The sequence below is a fragment of the Streptomyces sp. Inha503 genome, from assembly GCF_047215865.1.
Taxonomy (GTDB): domain Bacteria; phylum Actinomycetota; class Actinomycetes; order Streptomycetales; family Streptomycetaceae; genus Streptomyces; species Streptomyces lycopersici.
On sequence record NZ_CP178360.1, the window covers coordinates 617548 to 639663 of the forward strand.

Annotated in this window: 16 protein-coding genes and 2 pseudogenes; 8 read left to right on the forward strand and 10 right to left on the reverse strand. The window is 69.9% G+C overall.

From position 1 onward, the window contains the following. Positions 1-150: 150 nt before the first annotated feature. Genes ACJX2R_RS02795 through ACJX2R_RS02805 form a run of 3 tightly spaced genes read right to left on the reverse strand, consistent with a single transcriptional unit; the run spans position 151 to position 4391 of the window. Positions 151-3180, reverse strand: coding sequence for a CHAT domain-containing protein (locus ACJX2R_RS02795; RefSeq protein WP_413098577.1), 3030 nt, complete (start codon positions 3178-3180; stop codon positions 151-153). A gap of 24 nt (positions 3181-3204) precedes the next feature. Further along, positions 3205-4050: a hypothetical protein gene (locus ACJX2R_RS02800; protein WP_413098578.1), complete on the reverse strand. Its 846-nt coding sequence runs from the start codon at positions 4048-4050 to the stop codon at positions 3205-3207. After that, complete coding sequence (locus ACJX2R_RS02805) at positions 4047-4391, reverse strand: hypothetical protein (protein ID WP_413098579.1); 345 nt, start codon at positions 4389-4391, stop codon at positions 4047-4049. Before ACJX2R_RS02805 ends, ACJX2R_RS02800 begins: the two co-directional genes overlap by 4 nt. Positions 4392-4605: 214 nt before the next feature. Between ACJX2R_RS02805 and ACJX2R_RS02810 the strand changes: the two are divergent. After that, positions 4606-5218, forward strand: a pseudogene (locus tag ACJX2R_RS02810) (alkaline phosphatase PhoX). Between the two features lie 100 nt (positions 5219-5318). On the opposite strand, the gene ACJX2R_RS02815 reads toward ACJX2R_RS02810, so the two are convergent. Then, positions 5319-6440, reverse strand: a complete 1122-nt coding sequence (locus ACJX2R_RS02815; protein ID WP_413098580.1) for an LCP family protein — start codon at positions 6438-6440, stop codon at positions 5319-5321. Positions 6441-7054: 614 nt separating this feature from the next. Beyond that, positions 7055-7456, reverse strand: coding sequence for a hypothetical protein (locus tag ACJX2R_RS02820; RefSeq protein WP_371106142.1), 402 nt, complete (start codon positions 7454-7456; stop codon positions 7055-7057). Between the two features lie 163 nt (positions 7457-7619). Here ACJX2R_RS02820 and ACJX2R_RS02825 point away from each other — a divergent pair, with 163 nt between their 5' ends. The 4 genes from ACJX2R_RS02825 (at position 7620) to ACJX2R_RS02840 (ending at position 12966) form a co-directional block, all read left to right on the forward strand. Further along, on the forward strand, positions 7620-8525 hold the full coding sequence (locus ACJX2R_RS02825) for a LysR substrate-binding domain-containing protein (protein ID WP_413098581.1): 906 nt from the start codon (positions 7620-7622) through the stop codon (positions 8523-8525). A gap of 181 nt (positions 8526-8706) precedes the next feature. Then, complete coding sequence (locus ACJX2R_RS02830; protein ID WP_413098582.1) at positions 8707-10035, forward strand: MFS transporter; 1329 nt, start codon at positions 8707-8709, stop codon at positions 10033-10035. A gap of 32 nt (positions 10036-10067) precedes the next feature. Then, complete coding sequence (locus ACJX2R_RS02835) at positions 10068-11780, forward strand: acyl-CoA dehydrogenase family protein (RefSeq protein ID WP_413098583.1); 1713 nt, start codon at positions 10068-10070, stop codon at positions 11778-11780. Continuing rightward, positions 11773-12966, forward strand: coding sequence for a CaiB/BaiF CoA transferase family protein (locus tag ACJX2R_RS02840; protein WP_413098584.1), 1194 nt, complete (start codon positions 11773-11775; stop codon positions 12964-12966). Before ACJX2R_RS02835 ends, ACJX2R_RS02840 begins: the two co-directional genes overlap by 8 nt. A gap of 12 nt (positions 12967-12978) precedes the next feature. On the opposite strand, the gene ACJX2R_RS02845 is transcribed toward ACJX2R_RS02840, so the two are convergent. From ACJX2R_RS02845 to ACJX2R_RS02860, 4 genes are all read right to left on the reverse strand, one after another. Next, positions 12979-14199, reverse strand: a complete 1221-nt coding sequence (locus tag ACJX2R_RS02845; RefSeq protein ID WP_413098585.1) for a cytochrome P450 — start codon at positions 14197-14199, stop codon at positions 12979-12981. Between the two features lie 252 nt (positions 14200-14451). Continuing rightward, on the reverse strand, positions 14452-14694 hold the full coding sequence (locus ACJX2R_RS02850; RefSeq protein ID WP_413098586.1) for a hypothetical protein: 243 nt from the start codon (positions 14692-14694) through the stop codon (positions 14452-14454). A gap of 42 nt (positions 14695-14736) precedes the next feature. Then, positions 14737-15567 carry an alpha/beta fold hydrolase gene (locus ACJX2R_RS02855; RefSeq protein ID WP_413098587.1) on the reverse strand — a complete coding sequence of 277 codons (831 nt, stop codon included), beginning with the start codon at positions 15565-15567 and terminating at the stop codon, positions 14737-14739. A gap of 191 nt (positions 15568-15758) precedes the next feature. Then, a complete protein-coding gene (locus ACJX2R_RS02860; protein ID WP_413098588.1) occupies positions 15759-17294 on the reverse strand; it encodes a hypothetical protein in 1536 nt (511 codons plus the stop codon). Between the two features lie 128 nt (positions 17295-17422). On the opposite strand from ACJX2R_RS02860, the gene ACJX2R_RS02865 reads away from it, so the two are divergent. From ACJX2R_RS02865 to ACJX2R_RS02875, 3 genes are all read left to right on the forward strand, one after another. Further along, entirely contained in the window at positions 17423-18103 is a 681-nt protein-coding gene (locus tag ACJX2R_RS02865; RefSeq protein ID WP_413098589.1) for a response regulator transcription factor, read from the forward strand. Beyond that, positions 18090-19565 carry a sensor histidine kinase gene (locus tag ACJX2R_RS02870; protein WP_413098590.1) on the forward strand — a complete coding sequence of 492 codons (1476 nt, stop codon included), beginning with the start codon at positions 18090-18092 and terminating at the stop codon, positions 19563-19565. The genes ACJX2R_RS02865 and ACJX2R_RS02870 overlap by 14 nt, the downstream gene beginning before the upstream one ends. 391 nt (positions 19566-19956) lie before the next feature. After that, a complete protein-coding gene (locus ACJX2R_RS02875) occupies positions 19957-20676 on the forward strand; it encodes a TetR/AcrR family transcriptional regulator (protein ID WP_413098591.1) in 720 nt (239 codons plus the stop codon). A gap of 265 nt (positions 20677-20941) precedes the next feature. On the opposite strand, the pseudogene ACJX2R_RS02880 reads toward ACJX2R_RS02875, so the two are convergent. Beyond that, positions 20942-21958 (reverse strand): annotated as a pseudogene (locus ACJX2R_RS02880) (alpha/beta hydrolase family esterase); the annotation flags it as partial. Between the last annotated feature and the right edge of the window lie 158 nt (positions 21959-22116).

The following is a 22116-nucleotide window of genomic DNA, read 5'->3' on the forward strand; positions in this document are numbered from 1 at the left end:
CGACGTATCAGAATTCCGAAGGCTCCATATCCGCAGGTGAGTTGGGCCGCTCAACGCCATCGAGGAGATGGAAGGCGCCAGCCAACCGATGTATAGCCGCGACTCACCCTGGTGAGTCCCTGAAAGGCGGATCCTGTACCCGGTCCGGCGTCAGGGACCCACATGGAGGTGGGAGGCCCAGAGGTCGGGCCTGTCGGGGTGGGCGCGACGGAGTTCCGCGGTGGCTGCGTGCAGGGCATGGGCGGCGTGGTCGGGGCCATGGGCCGCGATGACGGTGTAGAAGTGGTCGGCGATGTCGGCCGCCGCGAGGTCGTCGATGCGCCAGTGGGTGCCGATGACATGGCGGAAGCCCGCCAGATGGAAGGCGCCGGTGATGTGCACCGCTTCGTCGGCGCCGAGGAAGAGGACATCGCTGGTGGCGCAGGCGGACAGATAGGCGAGGTCGGCGTCCAGACCGAACGGCAGATCACCCGGGGTGAGCGGCTGGTCATGGAGGAACAGGCGGCTGCGGATGGGTTCGCGGGTGTCGGCTTGCGCATGGCAGGCGAAATGAACGATCCGGGTGCCGGGCAGGGCCGTCAGGACGGCGTCGCGGGTGGCTTGCTCGTTGTGCAGGACCGTGGCCGAGAGCAGGCGGGAGAGGCTGTTCACCTCGGACGCGGCTCCCGGCAGCGAAGCCTGTCCGGGAGTTCTGCTCATGGCCACCACGAGGGCCTCGCCCGGGGAGGCGGGGCGCCGGCGCACGGCGGGCAGGGACCGGACGGTGGGCAGATACGAGGACACCACTCTGTCCATGACACCGTCGTGACCGTCGCCCGCGGCGTGCAGGGGGAAGAGGGACATCACGCCCGCGGGGCACCACCAGAGGCGGGACCCCTGCCACCCCGCGGCCTTCAACGCCTCCAGCACGGGGCGGGCGACCGTGTTCCAGAGCCAGGTGAGGACGTCGAGGACGTCCTCGCAGGCGCCGGAGGCGAGGGCCGTCTTGAGAGCTTTGTGCCGGGCCCTGGCCTTGTGGAGCCTGAGGCCGGGCAGGGCGACGGGGTGGACACCCGACGGTGTGACGAGCAACGCCAGACCGCCGGTCTCGATCGCGCTGACCGTGACGATCGGGCCACGGGTGGCGTTGCGGCACAGGTGGCGGGCGGTGGTGTCCCGAGTGCCGCGCCATCCCGGCGTCGGCGCGGTATCGGCGAGGATGCCGCGCGCCCTCTCCAGGAGTTCCAGGGCCCGATCAGGGCGGTTGGCCGCGACCGCGGCGTCGGCTGCCTTCGCGCCCAGGCCGGCGTGGACCGACAACATGAACTCACGGTCCTCGTGGTAAGGGCTGCTCAGGCCGACCTCGGGCAGCAACTCGACGATCGCCTCGAAGGCCGACAGCCTCTCCGCGGGACGCTCCGAGGAAAGGGACGCCAGCTCAGCCTGTTCCAGGCCGATCCGTATCCGCTTTCTGGCCGAGAGAGCGGGGAGGGCGAGGGTCTCGGCGACCCCCGCCCTGGCATGGTCGAGATCGGTGGCGTCGCCGGTGCCGCCGAAGCGCATCCGGCGGGCGACGCTGAGATCCAGCAGGATGTCCGCCCGCTGTTGGGCGGAGGCGAACTCCAGGGCGCGTTCACCCGCGGCGATGGACTCGTCGAGGTCGGTGATGTCCCGTGTCAGTTCGTACCGGTACCCGAGGGCGGCGGCGAGCAGGGCAAGCGGCAGGCAGCGGTCGGGGGCGTCGGCGACGGCTTCCCGAAACAGGTCGATCGCCTCGGGCAGGGCAGATCGCTCACTACGCATGGTGAAGCGCGCCATGTGGACGTTGCCGAGCCCGCACAGAAACTTCTGGCGGCGACGCACATCGGTCGTGGCCACGAGGTCAAGGGCGGCCCGGCCGTTGTCGACCGCGTTGTCCAGGTGCCAGAAGGAGCCCATCCGCCGGTACCAGTGCATCTGGGCCTGGCTGAGCGAGTAGAGGGCGTCCGCGCGAGAGAAGTCGTCGTCTTCGGGGAGTTTGCGCAGTACGCGCTCCCTCAGGCTGAGGACGTTCAAGAGGTGTTCGCTGTTTCCCGTGCGCTCGTACTGGGCGAATGCGATGTCGGCCTGGAGAGCGGTGATCCGGAGCTCACGGGTCAGGCACAGGGTGGCCTCGAGGATCGCGGCCGCGGCCCGGTCGAGGTCGTCGCCGGAGTGTGTCGTGCGGTGGCGCGCGAAGTACAGCGAGGCGATCTGCCACTTGATGAGCGGGTAGTCCTGGTGGTTCCGCGGGACCAGTTCCTCGGCCTGCTCGGCCCGGGCGATCGCCTCGGTCACGATGCCGGGGTCCCGGGCGGCGGCCGACCAGAGGCCGAGGGCGCGCGACAGGACCAGCAGCCGGGTCGGCAGGTGCGGGCCGGGGAACTCGACCGCATCCCGCAGGAAGCCAATGGCGCGGCGCAGATCCGCGGTGCTGGGGTCCCGCAGGAACCGCTGATAGAGCTTCTCGCCGCAGGAGAAGAGGAGGGAGCATCCGACGGCGTCGCGCGCCGAGGTATGTGCGTATACGGCCAGTTCCTCGGCGCACCGGAGCGCGGCCTCGTGATCCTCCGCGTTCCCGGTCGCCTCGTAGCGTTCTTCCAGCGCCAGGAGGAGCTCATGGCAGGTGGCGAGGCGGTCCTTGTGGCCGTGCGGGACAAGACCCGCGCGTGCCGCGGCGACGGCCCGGTCGAGGTGGGCGGTGTCGCCGCGCCGGGCGGCCAGCAGCCGCAGCGCCCGCCGCAGCGCCCGCTCCCGCTCCTCGCGCCGCGGATGGTCGCCCTCGGTCGCCATGACGATGCGTTGCCAGGCGAACGCCGCACGCTCGGCAAGCGCGGGATCGGGTGAGCTGCGGGCGTCCTCGCGCAGCCGCTCCGCCTCGCAGACGCCGTAGTCGGCGAGGAAGGGGAGCATGTCGGGCGGCAGGGCCATGTCCGCGTACAGAAGGCAGGGGGTGAGCGTCCGGATGGCCATGAGCAGGTCGGTTCGGTCGTGCGCCGCGAGATGGCGGTAGAAGAGGAAGACGCCCAGCACCTGGGACGACTCGGTGTCCGCGTCGTCCCAGCTCTGCCAGACAGCCGAGAGGGGCCTTGCCATCTCGTCCGCGAGAGTGAGCCCGACGTCGCCGGTCTCGGTCACCCGATTGCTACAGGCGATGAGTTCCCGCAACGCGTGAGTGTCCATCGGTTCGCCTCCGGTGACGTCTGGTCACCCGCTCACAGCGCGCTGACGGCGGGTGAGGTCCACGAACGTGTGGGCTCCGAGAAGGAACGCCGGCACCAGCGCTATCGCGACGAGCGGCTGAGGTATACGGAAGAACAGGGCGATCACACCGAGAGTCAGGCTCAGCGCCGAGGTGATCGAGGCCGAGGTGACCGATCGGCGCAGGACGAGCGGCAGAAGGCACAGCAGGAGGCAGGCGGCGCCCCCGATACGTACCGGCCAGCCAGGCCAGACGCCGGTCGCGGACACCGACACCAGGATGGCGAGCAGAACGGCCATGCCGAGCCAGGCGTCGCGGCGGATCGCGCGATCGAGAAAGGTTGCCCTGACCAGCCAGGCGAGTTCCCCCACGACGCCGGACGCGCAGACGGCGAGAACCGTCCAGCGGCCGCCGGTCGGCTGTCCTCGTGGCACGCAGATGACGAACAGCCCGGTGAGCAGCGCGATGATCCCCGCGTGGTAGAAGCCGCGTGCCAGGTTCGCCCAGCGCTGGGCCTGCCGCAGATGGCTCTGCTGCATACCGATCAGGAACGGGCTGGGAGTCCCGTCGGTCGCCTCGCCGGGGAACCACTCCAGGAGGTCGCCCGGGGCGCACATATAACGTCGTGCCCATGCCGTCGCCTGAATGGTTGCGATCTGGAGCAGACCGGACAGGACGAACAGAGCCAGCGAGGCGTTCGGCCATCGGCTGACGCCCGCGGGGCCCGGGGCCGACTGCAACGCCACCACCGCGAGCGTGAAGCTTCCTCCGGCGAGCAGCGGGGCGGCGAACCCGCCGACCGCCTGGATGCTGTCCAGGTAGCCCATTGGGACGGGTGGCCGCCAGCTCATGTGCCGGCCGCTCTCGGGCACTCCGCGGTGTGGTCGCCGTCGACCCCGCCGCAGGAGCAGGAGTAGCCGCGCCCGGCGATGCCCCGGACCTCGGAGACCGCGCGCTCGAAGGTGATCCGGGGCGACTCCAGCGCCAGCACGCCCGCCACCGCCGAGCCGAGGGCGATCAGGTCGGCCGTCTCCGGCACCACGATCAGCACCCGGAGGTCGCCCGGCCCGACCGGCATCACCTCGACGAGGTCCGCGCCGAACGCCGCGAGAGCGGCCCGGACCAGCTCCCCGTCGAGTGGTTCGGCCTGCTGCCACGTCCCGCGTAACCGCACTATCAGCTCTTCCCGCACCGGGCCATCATGCCCGTACCGCGCCCCGGGGATTCACCGAACCGCGAACGGGGCCAGGTCCGGCCGGGCGGTCCGCCGGACACTCCATGCCCGCGTCATGTGTTGTCCAAGCCCTGTCAATTCCGCCTACGGGCCGCCTGTCCAGGGTCGAGGACCGTGGGGCCCCGCCGTCGGCCGGCGGCGGGGAACGGTCACGGCACTCCTTGGAGCCAGAGTGAAACGTCGCGCCCTCCTGCGTGCCGCCGTCATCGGCGGCTCCTCGACAGCTCTCGGCGGAACCCTGTGGCGCGGCGCCGCGTACGCCGCACCGGCGCAGCCGGGCACCGGCCCGTACGGGGCGCTCGGTTCGCCGGACGCCAACGGTGCGGCGCGGCGCGATGGGCCGCTTCAAGCACGAGGCGGCGGCGGCCGATCCCGACCGCCGGACCGTCTACATGACCGAGGACGTCACGGACGGGTGCTTCTACCGTTTCACGCCGACGACATGGGGTGACCTGTCCACCGGCAGGCTGGAGGTCATGGTCGCCGGTTCCGGCACCAGTGGCCCCGTCACCTGGACGACCGTGCCGGACCCGACCGGCGCCACCGCCACCCGCAACCAGGTGACCTACGTGGCCGAGGACGGCGGGAACATGGAGATTTGCGTCATCACCCCGGACGATGCGGTGGCCCCGTTCCTGCGCGTCGATGGCCAGTCGGGCTCGGAGATCACCGGCCCGGCGTTCTCACCGGACGGCAGACGGCTGTACTTCTCCAGCCAGCGCGGCACCAGCGGCAGTTCGTCGGGCGGCATCACCTACGAGGTGACGGGGCCGTTCCGCGGCTGACGGCCCGCGGTGCACCGGAGCCGGAGCCGCCGCCGGTCAAGGGTCCGGCGACGGCTGACGGCCCGCTCCGCTCATCGAGCGGCCGCTGCCCCGTCGCCAGTCACTGTGTGTCGGTCACGGTGACCGGGTCGTCGTTCCTGAGCTCTTGCACAAGCTGTTTGACCTTGGTCTTGTCCCACTGGAGGTTGCCGCCGACGCTGCCGGAGATCGGCATGTTGATCGACTTGCCGTCGCTGCCGGTGACGTCCTGCATGGCGAAGAACATCTTGGCCAGGTAGTAGGGGTTCATGTCCTTGTCGACGATGAGGGTGTCGAGTCCGGCGCCCATGGTGGGGTAGAGCTTGAAGGGGTTCAGGAGCGTACCGGGCGTCGCGGTCTGGTCGGCCAGCGCGGAGAGGAACTTCTGCTGGTTCTTGGTGCGTTCCAGGTCGCTGGTGGCGAACGCGTGCCGGGTGCGGACGAACGCGAGGGCCTGCCGGCCGTTCAGCGTCTGCTCGCCCGCCTCGAAATCGGCGCCGGACCACTTGTCCTCGAAGCCCTTGTCGAGGGTCATGTCGACGCCGCCGATGGAGTCCACGATGTTGGCGAAGCCGGAGAACCCGACCTCCGCGTAGTGGTCGATGTGCAGGCCGGTGTTGTACTCGACGGTGCGGACCAGCAGCTGTGGGCCGTCGATGGAGTACGCGGCGTTCAGCTTGTTGTCGCCCAGCGGGCCCTTGAGGTTCCCGGACTCGGAGCCGCGGAACTTCGGGATGGTCACGTTCGAGTCGCGCGGCAGCGATATGAGTGTCGGGCCGGACGCGCCGTCGTGCAGGATCATCATCGAGTCCGTGCGCTTGCCGTCGGCGGAGCCCGTGTGCAAGTCCTTCTTCTGCTGGTCGGACATGCCCTCGCGGCTGTCGGATCCCACGATCAGATAGTTGGTGCCCTCCCCCGTGCCGGGGCGGTCGACCACCTTGCTGAGGTCGACTTCCTTGCGCAGCTGGGAGTCGGCCCAGAAGTACGTCGCCACCGAGACGACCAGCAGAACCAGGACCAGGGCGACCAGCACGCGTATGACCGTCCTGCCACGGCGGCGGTGCGGCCTGCCGCGGTCCCCGCCACCGTGCTCCTCGTACGGGAAGTCATCCGGTGGGTACGGGCCGTCGGCGCCCGGCGCGGTGTTTCCCCATCCAGCGGGGCGCGCGTAGTCGGGGTTTCTGCTGTCTGTCCTTGGGTGCATGCCCGACAGTGTGCATTCCTTACCCGACTGAAACGCAATTGGCGGAGGGCATGCGCCTCGGAGTGTTTCCGATTCGATACACGACCAAGGCGGGCAGCGAAAAGCGCACAGCCGATATTTCCCATCAGCTGTGACCGCGAGTGTGAAGGTCTTGCGACCACTCTGCATTTTGGACATCATCCGGGTGTGCTCTCGGTGGGCCTCCGACTCTCGTGTACTGATGGCTCCATTGCCTACAGCGCCGGGGGCGCGGATCGTGTTACTCAGCCGGGCTGGGACGGGTCGCGTCGGGCGAAAAGGGCCCAGGAGTAACACGCGTTTACGGTACGGCGCTGTAGGTATTGCCGATTGGTCATCGGCGCGCGCCCTCCCTGGTCGATCTCGGTCCCCCCCGGGTTCAGGGACAGCAGGGCGCGTGGCGCGGGCGGGTACCCGCTATCCGCCCGCGCCCTCCTCCAGCCCCCTGCCGACCCCAGGTCCAGCCCCCTGCCGACCCCAGGCGCCGACGTCGTCCGCGCGGGCATCGCCGCTGGTAGCCGCATGGTCCGCCCGAACACGGCGGCGGCCGGCACCCCTCGGCACGAGAAGGGGTACCGGCCGCCGAACGTGCGGGGTCAGAGCCGTCGCACCCAGGCCGCCGCGCCGTGCCCGATCGCCAGGTAGATCACCGCGGGCAGTGCGTAGTTGAAGAAGACCCGCACGGATTCCGTGTCCATCGTGAAGATGTCCTGTGACCAGCCGGCGAGCCAGTCCGCTACACCGTGCACGAAGTCGACGAAGACATTCGCCTGATTCGCGTCGAGCATGTACAGCAGGATCCACAACGCCAGAAAACCCGCGGCAATGTCTGCGAGGGTGTGAATGACCAGCGCTGTCCGGTCTGCTCCCAGACCCCCTCCATTGCCCGCCCGACGCCGACTGGCAGCGGGATATCCGGCAGGGTCGACATGGTATGGGCGATTTCCATCGCTGTTGTACTGACTGTTATCCGCTACGCGGTCATGGGGGTAACTCATGGGGCTCCCCCTTGCCGGGTCAGCCCAACCGAAACCTTCTTCACACTCGTTTCACACCGGTGTTCCCGGGGCGTTATGAATTCCATCCGGAACGGGCCTCGGCCGAACTGATTTGATACGGCCTCAGTTCTCTTGGAGCGGTGTGGATGGCATGGTCGGGTGCGTGGAGCTACGTCACCTCTCCGGATTCGTCGCCGTCGCCGAGGAACTGCACTTCGGGCGGGCAGCCGAGCGGCTGCACATCGCCCAGTCGCCGCTGAGCCAGCAGATCCGGCTGCTGGAGCGGGACCTCGGGGTCAGGCTGTTCGACCGTACGACCCGGTCCGTGCAGCTCACCGCCGCGGGGCGGGCGCTGCTCGAGCCCGCCCGGCGGCTGCTGGCCGAGGCCTCGGCCGCACGGCGGACCGTGCAGGCGGCGCATCTGGGCGAGGTCGGCCGCGTCACGCTCGGCTTCGCGGGCGCCAGCAGCTACTCCGCCCTGCCGGTGCTGACGCGTGCCGTCACCTCCGAACACCCTGGTATCGAGTTGGTGCTGGAAGGCCAGACCTATGCCGGCGAGGCGCTGGGACGGATCGCCGAGGGGTCGCTGGACCTCGGCTTCGTGGCGCTGCCCGTACGGCGCGGGATCAGCGCACGGGTCGTCCGCATGGAGCGGCTCCAGCTGGCGCTGCCGGACAGCCATCCGCTCGCGAACCGTGCCGAGGTGGCCTTCGCCGAGTTGGCGCGGGAGCCGTTCGTGACGTTCCCGCTCTCCCGCGGCTCCGCGGTGCGGGAGGCGATGATGCAGGCCTGCCACGAGGCGGGGTTCGCGCCGCGGATCGCTCAGGAAGCACCGGATTCGTACACCATGCTCGCCCTGGTCGGCGCGGGTGTCGGCCTCGCGGTGGTGGTGGAGTCGGCGCGCAACATCCAGCTGGAACATGTCGTCTTCCGTCCCCTGGCCGGGGACGACGTTCCGGTGCTGCCGATAGCGCTGGGCTGGCGCTCGGGCAATCAGTCCGCCGCGCTGGCGGCGGTGCTGCGCGTCGCCGACCGGGTCCTGCCCACCCCGGCCGACTTCCACCGATAGCGGCGGTCGGCCGGTCGATTGTGACGGATGACGTCCGACCGATGGGCGGAATTGGTCTTGGACACCTCTGAAACGGCGGGTGCACAGTGATGGCCATCTCGCGATGGGGCGCCGAGCGGCCGCACCGCTCTCCTCCACGGCCTCTCGTGGCGAGATCTGCCGCTACGAGAGGACGCTCGTCATGCAGCACATCGCTCCCGCCGATCGGCCGCCCACGGCCCGCGACGCCAAACGTGCCGGGATCACCGCCTTCGTCGGCACCACCATCGAGTGGTTCGACTTCTACATCTACGGCTCCGCCTCCGCGCTCGTCCTCGGCAAGGTCTTCTTCGCCGACATCCCGCCCGCGGTCGGCACCCTGGCCGCGTTCGCCACCTTCTGGGTCGGGTTCCTCGCCCGTCCCCTCGGCGGCCTGATATTCGGCCACTACGGCGATCGCCACGGCCGCAAGAAGGCCCTGATCACCACGCTCGTCATGATGGGTACGGCCACCTTCTGCGTCGGACTGCTGCCCGGATACGCGCAGATCGGCGCCGCCGCCCCGGTCCTCCTCGTCCTGCTGCGCATGGTCCAGGGCGTCGCGATGGGCGGGGAGTGGGGCGGCGCGGTGCTCATCGCCACCGAGTACGCCCCGCCGAAGCGCAAGCTGCTCTACGGAGCCTTCGCCCAGCAGGGCTCCCCGGTCGGCAATCTCCTCGCGACGCTCGCCTTTCTCGGCATCGCCAGACTCCCGGACGCCGCCTTCGAATCCTGGGGCTGGCGCGTCCCCTTCCTCGCCTCCGCCGTCCTCGTGGCCATCGGCCTGGTCATCCGGCTGCGGCTGGCGGAGACCCCGGAGATGCTGGCCGTCCTGGAGCGCGGGCAAACCGCCAAGCTGCCCCTCAAGGTCGTGCTCACCCGCTATCCGCTGCTCGTCGCCCTGGGCGTACTCGCGGGCACCGCCGGCGTCGCGATCACCTACATCAAGACGACCTTCGCGCTCTCCTGGGCCACCTCCGACATCGGCTTCGACCGCACCACCTTTCTGACCGTCATCTCCCTCGCCCTCGTGGTGCAGGTCGTGGTCCAGCCCTTCGGCGCCGTCCTCGCCGGCAGGTGGCCGGTGAAGAAGGCCGTGCTGTGGATGCTCGTGCCCGAGTTCGTCGTCCTGCCGCTGATGTTCGTGCTCTGCGCCACCGGCAACTTCTGGCTGGCCGTCCTCGGGATGGGGCTGGCGACCTTCCCGCACGCCATGTACTACGCGGCGCTGGCGGGCATCCTCGCCCGTGTCTTCCCCGTCGAGGTCCGCTACACCGGAATGTCCCTGTCGTACCAGCTGTGCACCACGCTCTTCGCCGGGACCGCACCGATCGTCGCCCAGTACCTGCTCACCGCCTCCGGCTCGATCTGGCCGGTCGTCGGCCTCGGCCTCGGCTACACCGCCGTGACCCTCCTCGGCGTGCTGCCCCTGCTGGCCCGCACCGGTGAACCTGCCCCGGCCGTCACCGCCCGCGCCGCCACACCCGTCTGAGCCGCCTCTCACCCGACACAGGAGACCCCTCTGTGAACTACGCCGATCAGGACCCCGCCCTGCGCCCGCTGCTCGACCGGATCCTTTCCGCCGAGGACCGCGCCCGAGTGGAGCCGCTGCTCACCGAGCTCGGCGAGCTCGCCGCCGGTGAGCTCGACCGGCAGGCCGCGCTCGCCGACGCCAACCCGCCGAAGCTGCGCCAGTACGCCCCGGACGGTGAACGCGTCGACGAGATCGAGTACCACCCGGCGCACGACCGGGTGGCCTCGATCGCGTACGAGCGGTTCGGCCTCGCCGCGATGTCGCACCGCCCCGGCGTCCACGGCTGGCCCACCGCGATCCCGCACACGGTCAAATACGCACTCTCCTATCTGTATGTCCAGTCGGAGTTCGGCATGGCCTGCCCGCTGTCGATGACCGACTCCGCCGCCCGCGTCCTGCGCCTGTTCGACCGGGAGCGGTACGCCGACGAGATCGCCGCCCTGTCCTCCACCGACCATGAACTCCGCGCCACCGGCGCGATGTTCATGACGGAGCAGCAGGGCGGTACCGACGTGGGTCTCACGCGGACCCTCGCCACCGACCACGGCACGCACTGGACGCTCACGGGCAAGAAGTGGTTCGCCTCCAATCCGGCCGCCGATGTGATCCTCACGCTCGCCCGCGTCCCCGGCCAGGGCGCGGGCACGCGTGGGCTCGGCATGTTTCTCGTCCCGCGGCTGCGCCCGGACGGCAGCCGCAACGCCATCCGTATCGACCGCCTGAAGGACAAGCTCGGCTCGCGGTCCATCGCGAGCGCCGAGGTCTCCCTCGAGGAGGCGTACGCGACCCCGGTCGGCGAACTCACCGCTGGATTCCGCCAGATGGCCGAGATGGTCAATGTCTCCCGCCTCTCCAACGCCATGCGCGCCACCGCTCTGATGCGACGCGCCGTCCGCGAGTCCATCGACCACACCCGCGTCCGCGAAGTGTTCGGCAAGCCGCTGTTCGACCAGCCCCTGATGCGCGCCACCCTGCTGCCGATGGTCGTCGACGCGGAGGCCGCGCTCGGCCTGGTACTGGAAGCGGCCGCCCGGCTGACCGAGGCCGACAACGGCTCCACCGCCGCCCGGGACCTGATCCGCGTCCTCACCCCACTCGCCAAGTACACCCTGTGCAAGCGCGCCCGCACCGTCACCGGCGAAGCGATGGAGATCCGTGGCGGCAACGGTTACATCGAGGACTGGGTCAACCCGCGCCTGCTGCGCGACGCCCACCTCGGCTCCATCTGGGAGGGGTCGTCCAACGTGATCGCGCTGGACGTACTGCGCTGCATGCGCCGCCGGAGTGGACACCACATCCTCGCCGACACGTACGGGACCGAACGCCTCGCCGGCCGCCCCGCCGACTGCCCCGCCAGCCGCCTCGGCGACCGCTGGAAGGCGCTGCGCGAGAAGGGGGACCGGCTCCTGGAGCTCCCCGGGGAGGAAGCGGAGATGAGGATCGGCCGGTACGCCGGCGAACTGGCCCGCACCGTCATGGCCACACTCCTCTTCGAGCAGGCCGAGTACGAGGCCGAGGCGACCGGCAACGGCCGCACGTTCCTGGTCGCCCACGCCTTCCTGGACCTGCTGGACGACCCGGACGCCCTCCCCCGCACCGCGCTGGACCACCTCGCCGAACTCGCCGACGGCGGCCGGGTGCCCCTCGCCCTGGTCCCCGCGCTCGGCGCCGGGCCCGAGGCGGCGGAGGCCGCCCGTGCCTGAGCAGCCCGCGGCCGCACCACTCGCCGGGATCAAGGTCGTCGATCTGTCGAAGATCCTGGCCGGACCGTATGTGACGATGTCGCTCGCCGACCTCGGTGCCGACGTCATCAAGGTCGAACACCCCGATGGCGGCGATCCCACGCGCGGCTGGGGCCCGCCCTTCAACGGCCCCGACGCGACGTACTACTTGGCCGCCAACCGCGGCAAGCGCTCGGTGACGCTCGATCTGAAGTCGCCCCAGGGCCAGGAGGCCGTCCACCGGCTGCTGGCGACCGCCGACGTGGTCGTGGAGAACTTCCGCCCCGGCAGTTCCCTCGCGCGCGCCTTCGACTACAGGGATCTGTCCGCCCGCTACCCGCGCCTGGTGCTGCTGCACATCTCGGCGTTCGGCGACCACGGACCGCTGCGCGACGAACCCGGCTACGACATGATCGCGCAGGCCTCGGCCGGCCTGATGTCACTCACGGGCGAGCCGGACGGCCCGCCCGTCAAGGCCGGATACGCGATGGGGGACCTGGCAGCCGCCCTCTTCGGCCTCATCGGGGTGAGCTCCGCGCTCGTCGAACGGGAGCGGACGGGACGCGGGCAGTACGTCACCACGTCCCTGTACGAGTCCCAACTGGCCCTGCACGTCAACTGGGCCACCGGCTACTTCGCGACCGGGGAGCGCCCCGGGCGCCTGGGCTCCGGCCATCCGAGCCTGGTCCCGTACCAGGCCTACCCGGCCGCCGATGGACACTTCGTGATCGCCGTCGGCAACGACGCGTTGTTCCGCCGGCTGTGCGCGGCGCTCCGCCAGCCGCAATGGGCGGACGACCCGCGGTTCGTCACCAACCGCGATCGGGTGGCGAACCGCGCCGCCCTCAACGCCAAGCTCCAGGCCGTCCTGGTCGACGACACCGTGGCCCACTGGTGTGCCCTGCTGGGGAACGCGGGCGTTCCGGTCACCCCCATCCGCCACCTCGACGAGGTCTACGACTGCCCGCAGACCGAGGCGCTGGGCATGGTCCGGGACGTCGACCACCCCGCCATCGGACCGCTCCGGCAGATCGCCTTCCCCGTCACCTTCCGCGGCGAGCGCCCACCGGTGCGCACCGCCCCGCCCACACTCGGCCAGCACAGCCGCGACGTACTCGCCGAACTCGGCTACGGCGAGGCGGAGATCGCCCGCCTGCTCGACCACTGAACCGGCCCGCGCCTAGGCCCGTCCGGCGAACCGCACCCGCAGCGAGCCGGGGCCCCGGGCGAACACTCCGGTCTCGGCGGGGACCCCACCATCGGCGAAGGTCATCGCCGGGAAGGCGTCCAGCAGGTCGTTGACGCCCACCTCGACCTCGGTCTTCGCCAGCAGCGCCCCCACACAGAAGTGCCGCCCGAGTGCGAACGCCAGATGGTCCGCGGCGGCCGAGAAGGCGCTGCCGGCCGTCAGATCCTCACGGAAGACGTTGAACGTGTCGGGGTCGGCGTAACGGCTCCCGTCACGGTTGGCCGCCCCGATCAGACAGGTGACGGTGGCACCCGCCGGAATCGTGCCACCGCTCACCTCCACGTCCTCGCGCGGCTGACGGAAGATCATGTGCACCGGAGGCGTGAAGCGCAGCGTCTCGGCGAAGGCCGCCGGGATGAGCGTACGGTCCTCGCGCACGGCCGCCAGTTGCTCCGGATGTGCCAGCAGATTGCGGAAGAGACCGGCGATGGCCTTGTCCGTCGTCTCACCGCCCGCCGCGAGCAGCAGGCTGACGAACGCCTTGATGTCCTCGCCGCTCATCCGCGTGCCGTCGATCTCGGCGGTGCACAGGACGGAGAGCAGATCCTCCCCCGGATGCGCGCGCCGGTCCTGGATGATGGGGATCATGTAGGCCGCGAGTTCGTCCCGGGTGCGCAGCCCCGCCGCCGCGACATCGGGGTCCTGGCTCAGATTGCCGAGGAAGTCGATCATCGAGGTGTACCAGACGTGGAACCGGTCGTGGTCCGCCCGGTCCAGTCCGAGCATGTCGACGATCACGTTGATCGGAAAGCGGGTCGCGTACCGTCCCACCAGATCGGCTTCCGGCGCATCCCGGAAGGCGTCGATGAGTTCCCGGGAGTTGCGCTCGATGACGGGCAGGAACTTGTCCCGCAAGTCCTTCCCCCGGAAGGCGGGCGCCACCAGCGCACGGCGCACGGAGTGCTCACGCCCGTCCATCTGGAGAATGGTCCGGCCGTGCACCGGCTCGATCTGCCAGTCGTAGTTGCGGCTGGTGAACACCGGATCCTTGAAGGCCCGGGCGACGTCCTCGTAGCGGGAGATGATGTAGCCGCCGGTCGTGTGGTGGTGGATCAGCGGAAAGTCCTCGCGCATGGTCCGGTAGGCGGGGTACGGGTCCGCCGCGAACTCCGGGGAGAGGATGTCGGGCGCCGTGGAGGGGGTGGTCGTCATGACGGAGCGCTTCCTGGGCGAGCGGCGGCGGTCACCGGCCGTACTCACCCATGGCACATGGCACGGGACGTCACGCACGGCAGGTCACGACGATGGCCCCGCTCATGCCACATGATGGGACGTCAGGTCATGGCCAAGGCTAGACGCAGCGGAACCGGCGGGTCCATTCGTCGGCCCACACGGTACTGAAGCCCACACGGCGCTAAAGGGCTGTCAGGGCCATGGCGCCAAGCGCGATCGAGGCCGGCACCTTCAGCACTTCGAGGCCGACGTAGGCGTGATGGGCTCGTGAGCGGGGAGGACGCTCTCCGGCCAGCACTCGGCTGCCGCGCTGTTGGAAGGACGGTCGGACAGACGAGTCGCTTCCGCGTCCTGTTCGATGTGTGCCCGGAGTGCGCGAAATCTGAGGGGCGTCTCCAGCAGGGAGATGCCCACCACCATGCCCAACCAGGTGAAGATGGTCGCGGCCATCAGCGCGGCCAGGTTGTGGTTCATCACGGGCCCTCCGTGTTCTCGGCAGGCGGTTCCACTTGGCGGTCACGCTCGCTCGGCGTGGTCCCATAGCTCCCGCAGCGCGGCATTGGTTCGTTCGGGCTGCTGCGTGTGGGGGTAGTAGCCGGGGACGATCAAGTGGTCGGCGCCGATCGCCGCCGCGACGTGGTCGGCGCAGGCGATCAGCGGCTCGCCGGCGTACTTTCGGTACTGCTCGGGCGCTCCGTCCCAGTCACCGGAGATCATCAGCTTGGGGAAGGGCGCCTCGGCCAGCGGTCCGAGTGGGATGTCCGCGTCCCAGCAGGGGCGTTCGGCCATCGAGGCGGCCGCGGCGCGCAGCCGCGCCGGTGTCGGCTCCGGTGTCGCCATGCCGACCGATGCGGTAGCCGCACTCAGGAACTCATGGGGCGTGAGGCCGGCGGGCAGCGCGGCGGTGGCCGCGCGGGCCCGCGCCAGCGCCTCTGCGACGACCGGGTGACGCTCGGCGGGCCGCAGCGCGCCGGGCTGGATCAGGGTGAGCGAGTGGACCAGGTCGGGACGGCGTACGGCGGCGGCCATCGCGCTGACCCCGCCGTACGCGTGTCCGACCAGATGGGCCCCGGTACCGAGGAGCCCGACGATGTCCTCGGCATCGACCGACCAGTCGCTGTGCGCGATGTCCGGGCTGCGCCCGTAACCTCTGCGGTCCATCACCAGCAGCCGGTGCCGGTCGGCCAGCGGGCGCTGTGCCGCGAAGCCGTACCGTTCGTCGCCACCCCAGGTGAGAATCCCGTGGACCAGGACGACGGGCGGGAGGTCCGCTCCACCGTCCTCCCATACGGTGACGTGTACCGGTCCGGCTGCCTCCGAGTGCTGGTGGGTGGATGTGTCGGTCATCGGTCCCCTCCCGGTCTCGTCGCCACGCCTCGTCACGGCGTGCCCCGCGGACAGTCTGCCCTGCCGTCCAGGGCGCGTCGGCACCGGGCGGCGGCGATCCGTCGATCAGGACGTCGCTGCCACCCGCGGCTTCGGTTGCGGCCCCATTGGTCGTCGCGGTGCGTGCGCGGGCACGCGGGGGCCCGTCGCGGTCACCTCATCGCCCCACCGCTCGCTCCCGGGCTGTTGGATCGAGGACCGGCCTTCGGAGACGGGTCGTGGTCTCGGACATAGACGGTGACTCGCGCCCCGTTGACATGGGTTGTTCCGTACTCGCGGAAGTGGCGCCGCAGGGTGCTTGTTTTCGCTTTCTCCCGCGGGTTGGTCAGCGAGTGCCCACCCCCCGCGCGGACCGCGACGATCCGGTCGAATTCCAGCATGCGTGCCGCAATGTCCTGGGCGGGAAGCTCGACACCCGCAAGTGTGTTCGACGAAACGGGATCCTGTGCCAGGGCCAGATCCGTCAGGAAACGGGTGTCCTCGGGGTTGCCCGCGGTCAAGGTCCGGTGCAGGCCGGGAAGATAGAGCAGCCCGTCGCCGGGACGGCCTTCCTCGCGCACGGTGGCGCCGATGGCGGTGACGTCATTGCTCCGGCTCTGGGGCGTCCTCAGCGAAAGGCTCGGCGGGACGAGCGCGGCCAGTACGGCAGCCACCGCGATCCACGCGATGCGGGAAGACCGCTGCCGCCGGTGGAAGTAGTCCATCCAGGCGCCCAGCAGCAAGGCGATTCCGATATTGCTGTAGAGCACATACCGGTCGACGAAAATGGGCCTGACCAAAAATGAGGCGGTCAGCAGCAGAAGGCCCGGAAGCACGAGAATCGGCACAGCGAGCACGGAAAGCCGTACGGGCCCCCTCACTCCCAGGGGCGCTCGGGCACACACCACGCCCACGACCGCCACAACCAGGAAATAACGAAGCCGCACCGGTCCGCCGATCCAGGACACCTGCTCCGATTGCCCCGCACTGTAGATCGCCAGTGGCGACAGCCCGGCCACAACGCCCGCGGCAGCCACACTCCACGCCCTCATCACCGGTCGTGGAACACGGGAGACGACCAGTGTGACGCCGTGTGCGACCAGGGCGAGGACCGCGAACTCATGGAGCAGGCACGCCAGCAGCATGGTGGAGCCATAGACCGCCCACCGCCACCACCGGGCGCGATGCGGGACGCTGACGACGAGCGCGTAGGTGGCCCAGGTGACCAGGGCACAGACCATGGCATACGAGCGGCCTTCCTGCGCGTACTTCTGCACCTGGGGAAGGAGCGGAAACACCAGTCCGGCCAGCAGCCCGGCACGGGGTCCCGCCAGGCGTACCGCCAGAAGCCCGACTCCGCTCGCCGCCACGGACATTGCCAGCACGGACGGCAGCCGCAACGTCAGCAGCCCTCCGCCGAAGAGACCGAAGATCTCATGCATCGCGGCGTAGTAGAGGGCATGGACCAGATCCATGTGCTGGGCGGTGTGCCATATCCGCGAAAGATCGCGGTGCGCGAGCTGATAGGTGACGGACTCGTCCCCCCACATCGTGTTCTGCCTGCGGATACCCCAGAGCCCCAGAGCGATGGTCAGCGCCAAGGGCGCGATGACGACAACGGCTTTGGCCGGGCCCGGCGATGGTCGACGGCCGGGTGTGGGAGGGGAAACCGTCCTGGCCACGGCGGGGGCACGTGCATCAAGGGACATCGGCGGCGGGGCCTTTCAGCAGCGGTGAAAAAGCTCCGCCAGGGTGCCCGGACTCGGTTGACCGTCTGCTGACCCAACCTGACCGGCTGATCAGGAAGGCGGGCCGGCGCTGTGGAAGGCTGCACCACATGCGCATCCTGGTAGTCGAAGACGAGGTGGACCTTGCCCACACCCTGCACACCGGTCTCACCGCCGAGGGCTACAGCGTCGACCTCGCCCATGACGGCCGGCACGGGCTGTGGATGGCCCGGACCGGCGAATACGCCCTTGTCGTACTGGACTTGATGCTGCCCGGACTCAACGGCTACAAGGTCTGCGCCCAGCTGCGCCGGGAGGGCAACGCGACCCCCATCCTGATACTCACCGCCAAGGACGGGGAATGGGATCAGGCGGAGGCCCTGGACACGGGGGCCGACGACTACCTGGCCAAACCCTTCTCCTACACGGTGCTCGTCGCACGGCTGCGGGCCCTGGTCAGACGAGCCGCCACGGTCGCCCCGCCCGTCCTTGCCGTGGGCGACCTCTCGTTGGATGTCGCCGGCCGGGTCTGCCGCCGGGCCGGGACCCGGGTGGAACTCACCCCCCGGGAGTTCGCCGTGCTGGAGCTGCTGGCCCGCCGGGCGGGTCAGGCCGTCTCCAAAGCGGATCTGCTCTATCACGCGTGGCCCGACGAGGCATGGGATCCCAACCTGGTGGAGGCGCGCGTCAGCGCCCTCCGCAAGAAGGTGGACGCCGCGTTCCACCGGAAGTCCCTACAGACCGTACGGGGTACCGGCTACCGATTGGTGGACGACCGTGAACGCGACTGAGCCGCGACGCCGCTGGTGGCCGCGTTCGGTACGGGCCCGCGCGGCCCTGGCCGCCGCCTCGACCGCCGCCGTCCTCCTGTTCGGCATCGGCTGGTGGGTGCACCACGACGTCCACCGCCAGAGCACGCAGATCGCCGAGGAAACTGCCCGGGTGCATCTGGAGTCTCTCTGCGAACAGTTGAGACAGGGTGTCGTTCCCGTCCCCACGAGCCCCATACCGTACGAGGTCGTCGCGACCGGCCGGCGTACCGCTGTCGCCTCCGGCGGAGCCCTGAGCACCGCGTACCCCAAGACCCACCACGTGATGCCCGCCCCGCCCGTTGGGACGGCCGCGCTGATGCCGGTCACCACCGTCCGCATACCGGTGAACCGTGACTACAACCCCAGGGAGAAATTCGACATCGCCGGCGGGACCCAGCGGGTCATCACTGCCGACATCGGACCCGACGAACTCCGTGGCGGCAAAGCCGCCGCTCTGGGCGTCGCCGCCGACGCCCGTCTGCGGGTCTATGTGGTGGTGCTCCCGTACACGGCCGAGGCCAACACCAAGATCACCGACCGCCTGTTGCTGCTGGCCGGGCTCGTCAGCCTCGCACTGATCTTCGCCGTGACCTACTTCGCCGTCCGGATCGCGCTGCGCCCCGTCGAGGCGATCCGCGCCCTCACCGCCTCGGTCACCGCGAGCGACCCCCGCGAACGCGTCACCGTCCCCGCCGCCACGGGACACGAGATCACCGCCCTGGCCACCACCATCAACACCACCCTCCAGCGCCTCGACAACGCCGCCGCCCAGCAGCGCCGCTTCGTCGCGGACGCCGCCCACGAACTGCGCAGTCCCCTCACCACGCTGCTGGCCAGCCTGGAGGTCGCGCTCGCCTACCCGGAACGCACCGACTGGCCCGCCACGGCCACCACCGCCGCACGACAGACCCGCCGTCTCCAGGCCCTCGCCGAAGACCTGCTGCTCCTCGCCCGCCTCGACACCCGCATCCCCACAGCCGACCCCGAAACCGTCGACCTGACAGCCCTCGCCTCCCGGCTGACCGAGCAATACCCCCTCACCGAACGACCGTTGACCCTCACCTGCGACAGCACCGCCCCCGCACACGTACACGGAAACCCCGACGAATACGAACGGCTGCTGCGCAACCTCATCGACAACGCCGCCCGCCACGCCGCACACCGCATCCAGATCACCATCCGAAACCAGGACGCCTGGGTCATCCTCACGGTGCACGACGACGGACCGGGTGTGCCCACCGAGGACGCCGAGCGCATCTTCGAACGCTTCGTCCGGCTCGACGACGCCCGCTCCCGCGACCACGGCGGCACCGGCCTGGGCCTCGCCATCGCCCGCGACCTGGCCCACCGCCACCGAGGCACCCTCACCCTCACCCCCCGGACCCTCGGAGCATGCTTCCGGCTACGCCTTCCCCAAGCCCCCGCCCCGGCCGAGAAATGACGCGACTTGGGTTCGCGACAGCTTTATGAGGGCGGAGCACAGGACGCACTGGGCCGCCCTGCAAGGCTCACGGCGAAAGGGACTTGAGATGGGTGGAGAAGTTGCGACGATGGCCGGATCCGCTCTGGTGCTGCTCGCGGGGCTGACAGGAGATGCTCGGAGACGAGACCCAGGAAGGAGCAGACGCATGAGCGTCAGCAGGCGCCTTGACTGATTCACCCTACAACGGTCCCCCCGGCCCATCGTTGTCCTCGTTGAAGTCAGCGGTCCTCGGCCCTGGACGTCGCCCTGCTGGGCGACTGCCCACGGTCACTCACGCCAGCTGGCACATTGCGTCACTTAATGCCAATATGGCACTGAGTGAGCTTGATGGTGAAAGGGTGACGAAAAGATGACCGACGACGACGTGGCATCGACCAAACGCAGCCGTGGCGGGATGAGTGAGCAGCGGCGCCGTCGCGTACGTCTGGAGATCTCGCGTGAGGCGGCCCGCCTGTTCTGGGCGCAGGGCGTCGACGGCACGAGCGGTGACCAGATCGCAGAGGCGGTGGGTCTGTCGACCCGCACCATCTGGCGGCATTTTCGCAGCAAGGAGAGCTGCGCGGAGCCGATCGTGGCACAGAGCGTGGAGTGGGAGCTGGCCACGCTGCGCAGTTGGCCGCTGGACCGCTCCCTGGAGGAGCACTTCGCCACGGAGGCGAAGCGGTTGGTCAGCGAGATCAGCCCGTCGGAGCAGGCCGACGCCGGGCTGGGCGTCAAGATGATGAAGTTGGCCGAGACCGAACCGGCCCTGCGCACGGCCTGGCTGATGGCCTGCGACCAGGTGGAACACGAACTGACCGGGATCATCGCGGCTCGCCTCGGACTCGAGCCAGACAGCCTTGAGGTGCGTCTGCACGCCGCGGCCGCCGCTGCCGCCCTGCGAGTCATCAACGAGTACGTCGGAGCCGGCATCTTGGACGGCATTGATCCGCGGGAGCTCGGTGACGAGAATTTCACCTTCATCGCGGACGCTGTCCGCACGGCCACCGGGGGCGCCGTGGGCGACCCGGTCCACATCGACGCGGCACCCGCCGAGCCGGACGAGGGCGCCGCGCATCGACAGAAGTGAGCGGCGCCCTCGCGGCCCCGAACAGGGAATCGAACGATGTTCACCGCACGGGGCATGTGTGGGCCCGCCATGGCGCCGGCCCGGACAAGGGCGCCGGACACCACGGCGGGCCGTTTCACTCGCCGCATACGACAGCCGCGGGTACGAGCGGGGGCGGCGGCTGTCGGCGGCGGTGCGGGAGCCGGTGGGGCGGCCCCCGCGGGATGGCGGCTCGGCACGGCCTCCCAGGCTGGTGGCCGCGTCCGCCGTGGCGCTCGCCGCCCTAGCCGCCGAGACCGAAGAACTTGGTGATCCAGTAGCTGGAGCAGATCGAGTCCAGGAAGTACGGGGCGCCGGTGCTGCCGCACTGTTCGGCGCCGGTGCCGGGGTCGACCGGGGTGCCGTGGTTGATGCCGGGGACCTTGTTGACCTCGACGGCCACCGTGCGGTCGGACGCCACGTACTCGTCGTGCTGGGTGCCATTGGGACCGATGCTGGAGGTACGGGTGGGCGTCTGGGGCAGCCCGTGCAACGCCGTCCACTGGTCGCGCAGTTCGGCGGCGTTGCGCGGCACGACCGTCGTGTCCTGGTCGCCGTACCAGATGGCGGTGCGCGGCCACGGTCCCTCATACGACGGGTAGGCCTCACGCACCCGCTGGGCCCACTCGCTCGGGCCGAGGTCGAGCCCGGGGTTCATGCACTGGTAAGGGCTGGTGCTCTTCGTGCAGTCGTAGGGCAGGCCCGCGACGACCGCGCCGGCGGAGAAGACGTCGGGGTAGGTGGCGAGCATGACCGAAGTCATGGCACCGCCGGCCGAAAGTCCGGTGACGTAGACCCGCTTGGAGTCCCCGCCGTAGGCCGAGACGGCGTGGCCGGCCATCTGCCGGATCGAAAGAGCCTCGCCCTGGTCACGCCGATTGTCGCCTGCCTGGAACCAGTTGAAGCACTTGTTGAGGTTGTTCGAGGTCGTGGTCTCCGCGAGCACCAGGACGAACTTGTCGCGGTCCGCGAGCTCGGGCAGCCCCGAGTTGTCGGCGTAGACCTGGGCGCTCTGCGTACACCCGTGAAGCGCGACGACCACGGGCGCGTTCGCGGGCAGCGACGCCGGCTTGTACACGTACATGTTCAACGCGCCGGGGTTGGACCCGAAGTTGGTCACCTTCGTGAGGGTGACCGCGGCGGGCGAGGCGTTCGCGGGCCCGGCGAGTACGGCTCCGAGTAAGAGGGCGGCGACGGCGAGGAGCCGGACCGCGACGCGGCTCCATCGGGTCCGTGGCGGTGCGTGGTGTGGGGGGAATGACATGGAAGTGCCCCTTCGGTTGATGCGCTCCCGGTGTTCCTGAGGTGGCTGTGGCCGACGCGTCGCTGTGCGCCGGAATCACCAGACGTGGCCGGAACGGTAGAGTCCCGCGTGGCCCGTCACCATGGCCCCGGGCACCACAAGCGGATTCGCCGCCGTCG

Coding starts and splice junctions, on each gene's coding strand:
- ACJX2R_RS02795 (WP_413098577.1), bottom strand. CDS start 3,180: ATGGACACTCACGCGTTGCGGGAACTCATCGCCTGTAGCAATCGGGTG.
- ACJX2R_RS02800 (WP_413098578.1), bottom strand. CDS start 4,050: ATGAGCTGGCGGCCACCCGTCCCAATGGGCTACCTGGACAGCATCCAG.
- ACJX2R_RS02815 (WP_413098580.1), bottom strand. CDS start 6,440: ATGCACCCAAGGACAGACAGCAGAAACCCCGACTACGCGCGCCCCGCT.
- ACJX2R_RS02820 (WP_371106142.1), bottom strand. CDS start 7,456: ATGAGTTACCCCCATGACCGCGTAGCGGATAACAGTCAGTACAACAGC.
- ACJX2R_RS02830 (WP_413098582.1), top strand. CDS start 8,707: ATGCAGCACATCGCTCCCGCCGATCGGCCGCCCACGGCCCGCGACGCC.
- ACJX2R_RS02845 (WP_413098585.1), bottom strand. CDS start 14,199: ATGACGACCACCCCCTCCACGGCGCCCGACATCCTCTCCCCGGAGTTC.
- ACJX2R_RS02850 (WP_413098586.1), bottom strand. CDS start 14,694: ATGAACCACAACCTGGCCGCGCTGATGGCCGCGACCATCTTCACCTGG.
- ACJX2R_RS02855 (WP_413098587.1), bottom strand. CDS start 15,567: ATGACCGACACATCCACCCACCAGCACTCGGAGGCAGCCGGACCGGTA.
- ACJX2R_RS02860 (WP_413098588.1), bottom strand. CDS start 17,294: ATGTCCCTTGATGCACGTGCCCCCGCCGTGGCCAGGACGGTTTCCCCT.
- ACJX2R_RS02865 (WP_413098589.1), top strand. CDS start 17,423: ATGCGCATCCTGGTAGTCGAAGACGAGGTGGACCTTGCCCACACCCTG.
- ACJX2R_RS02875 (WP_413098591.1), top strand. CDS start 19,957: ATGACCGACGACGACGTGGCATCGACCAAACGCAGCCGTGGCGGGATG.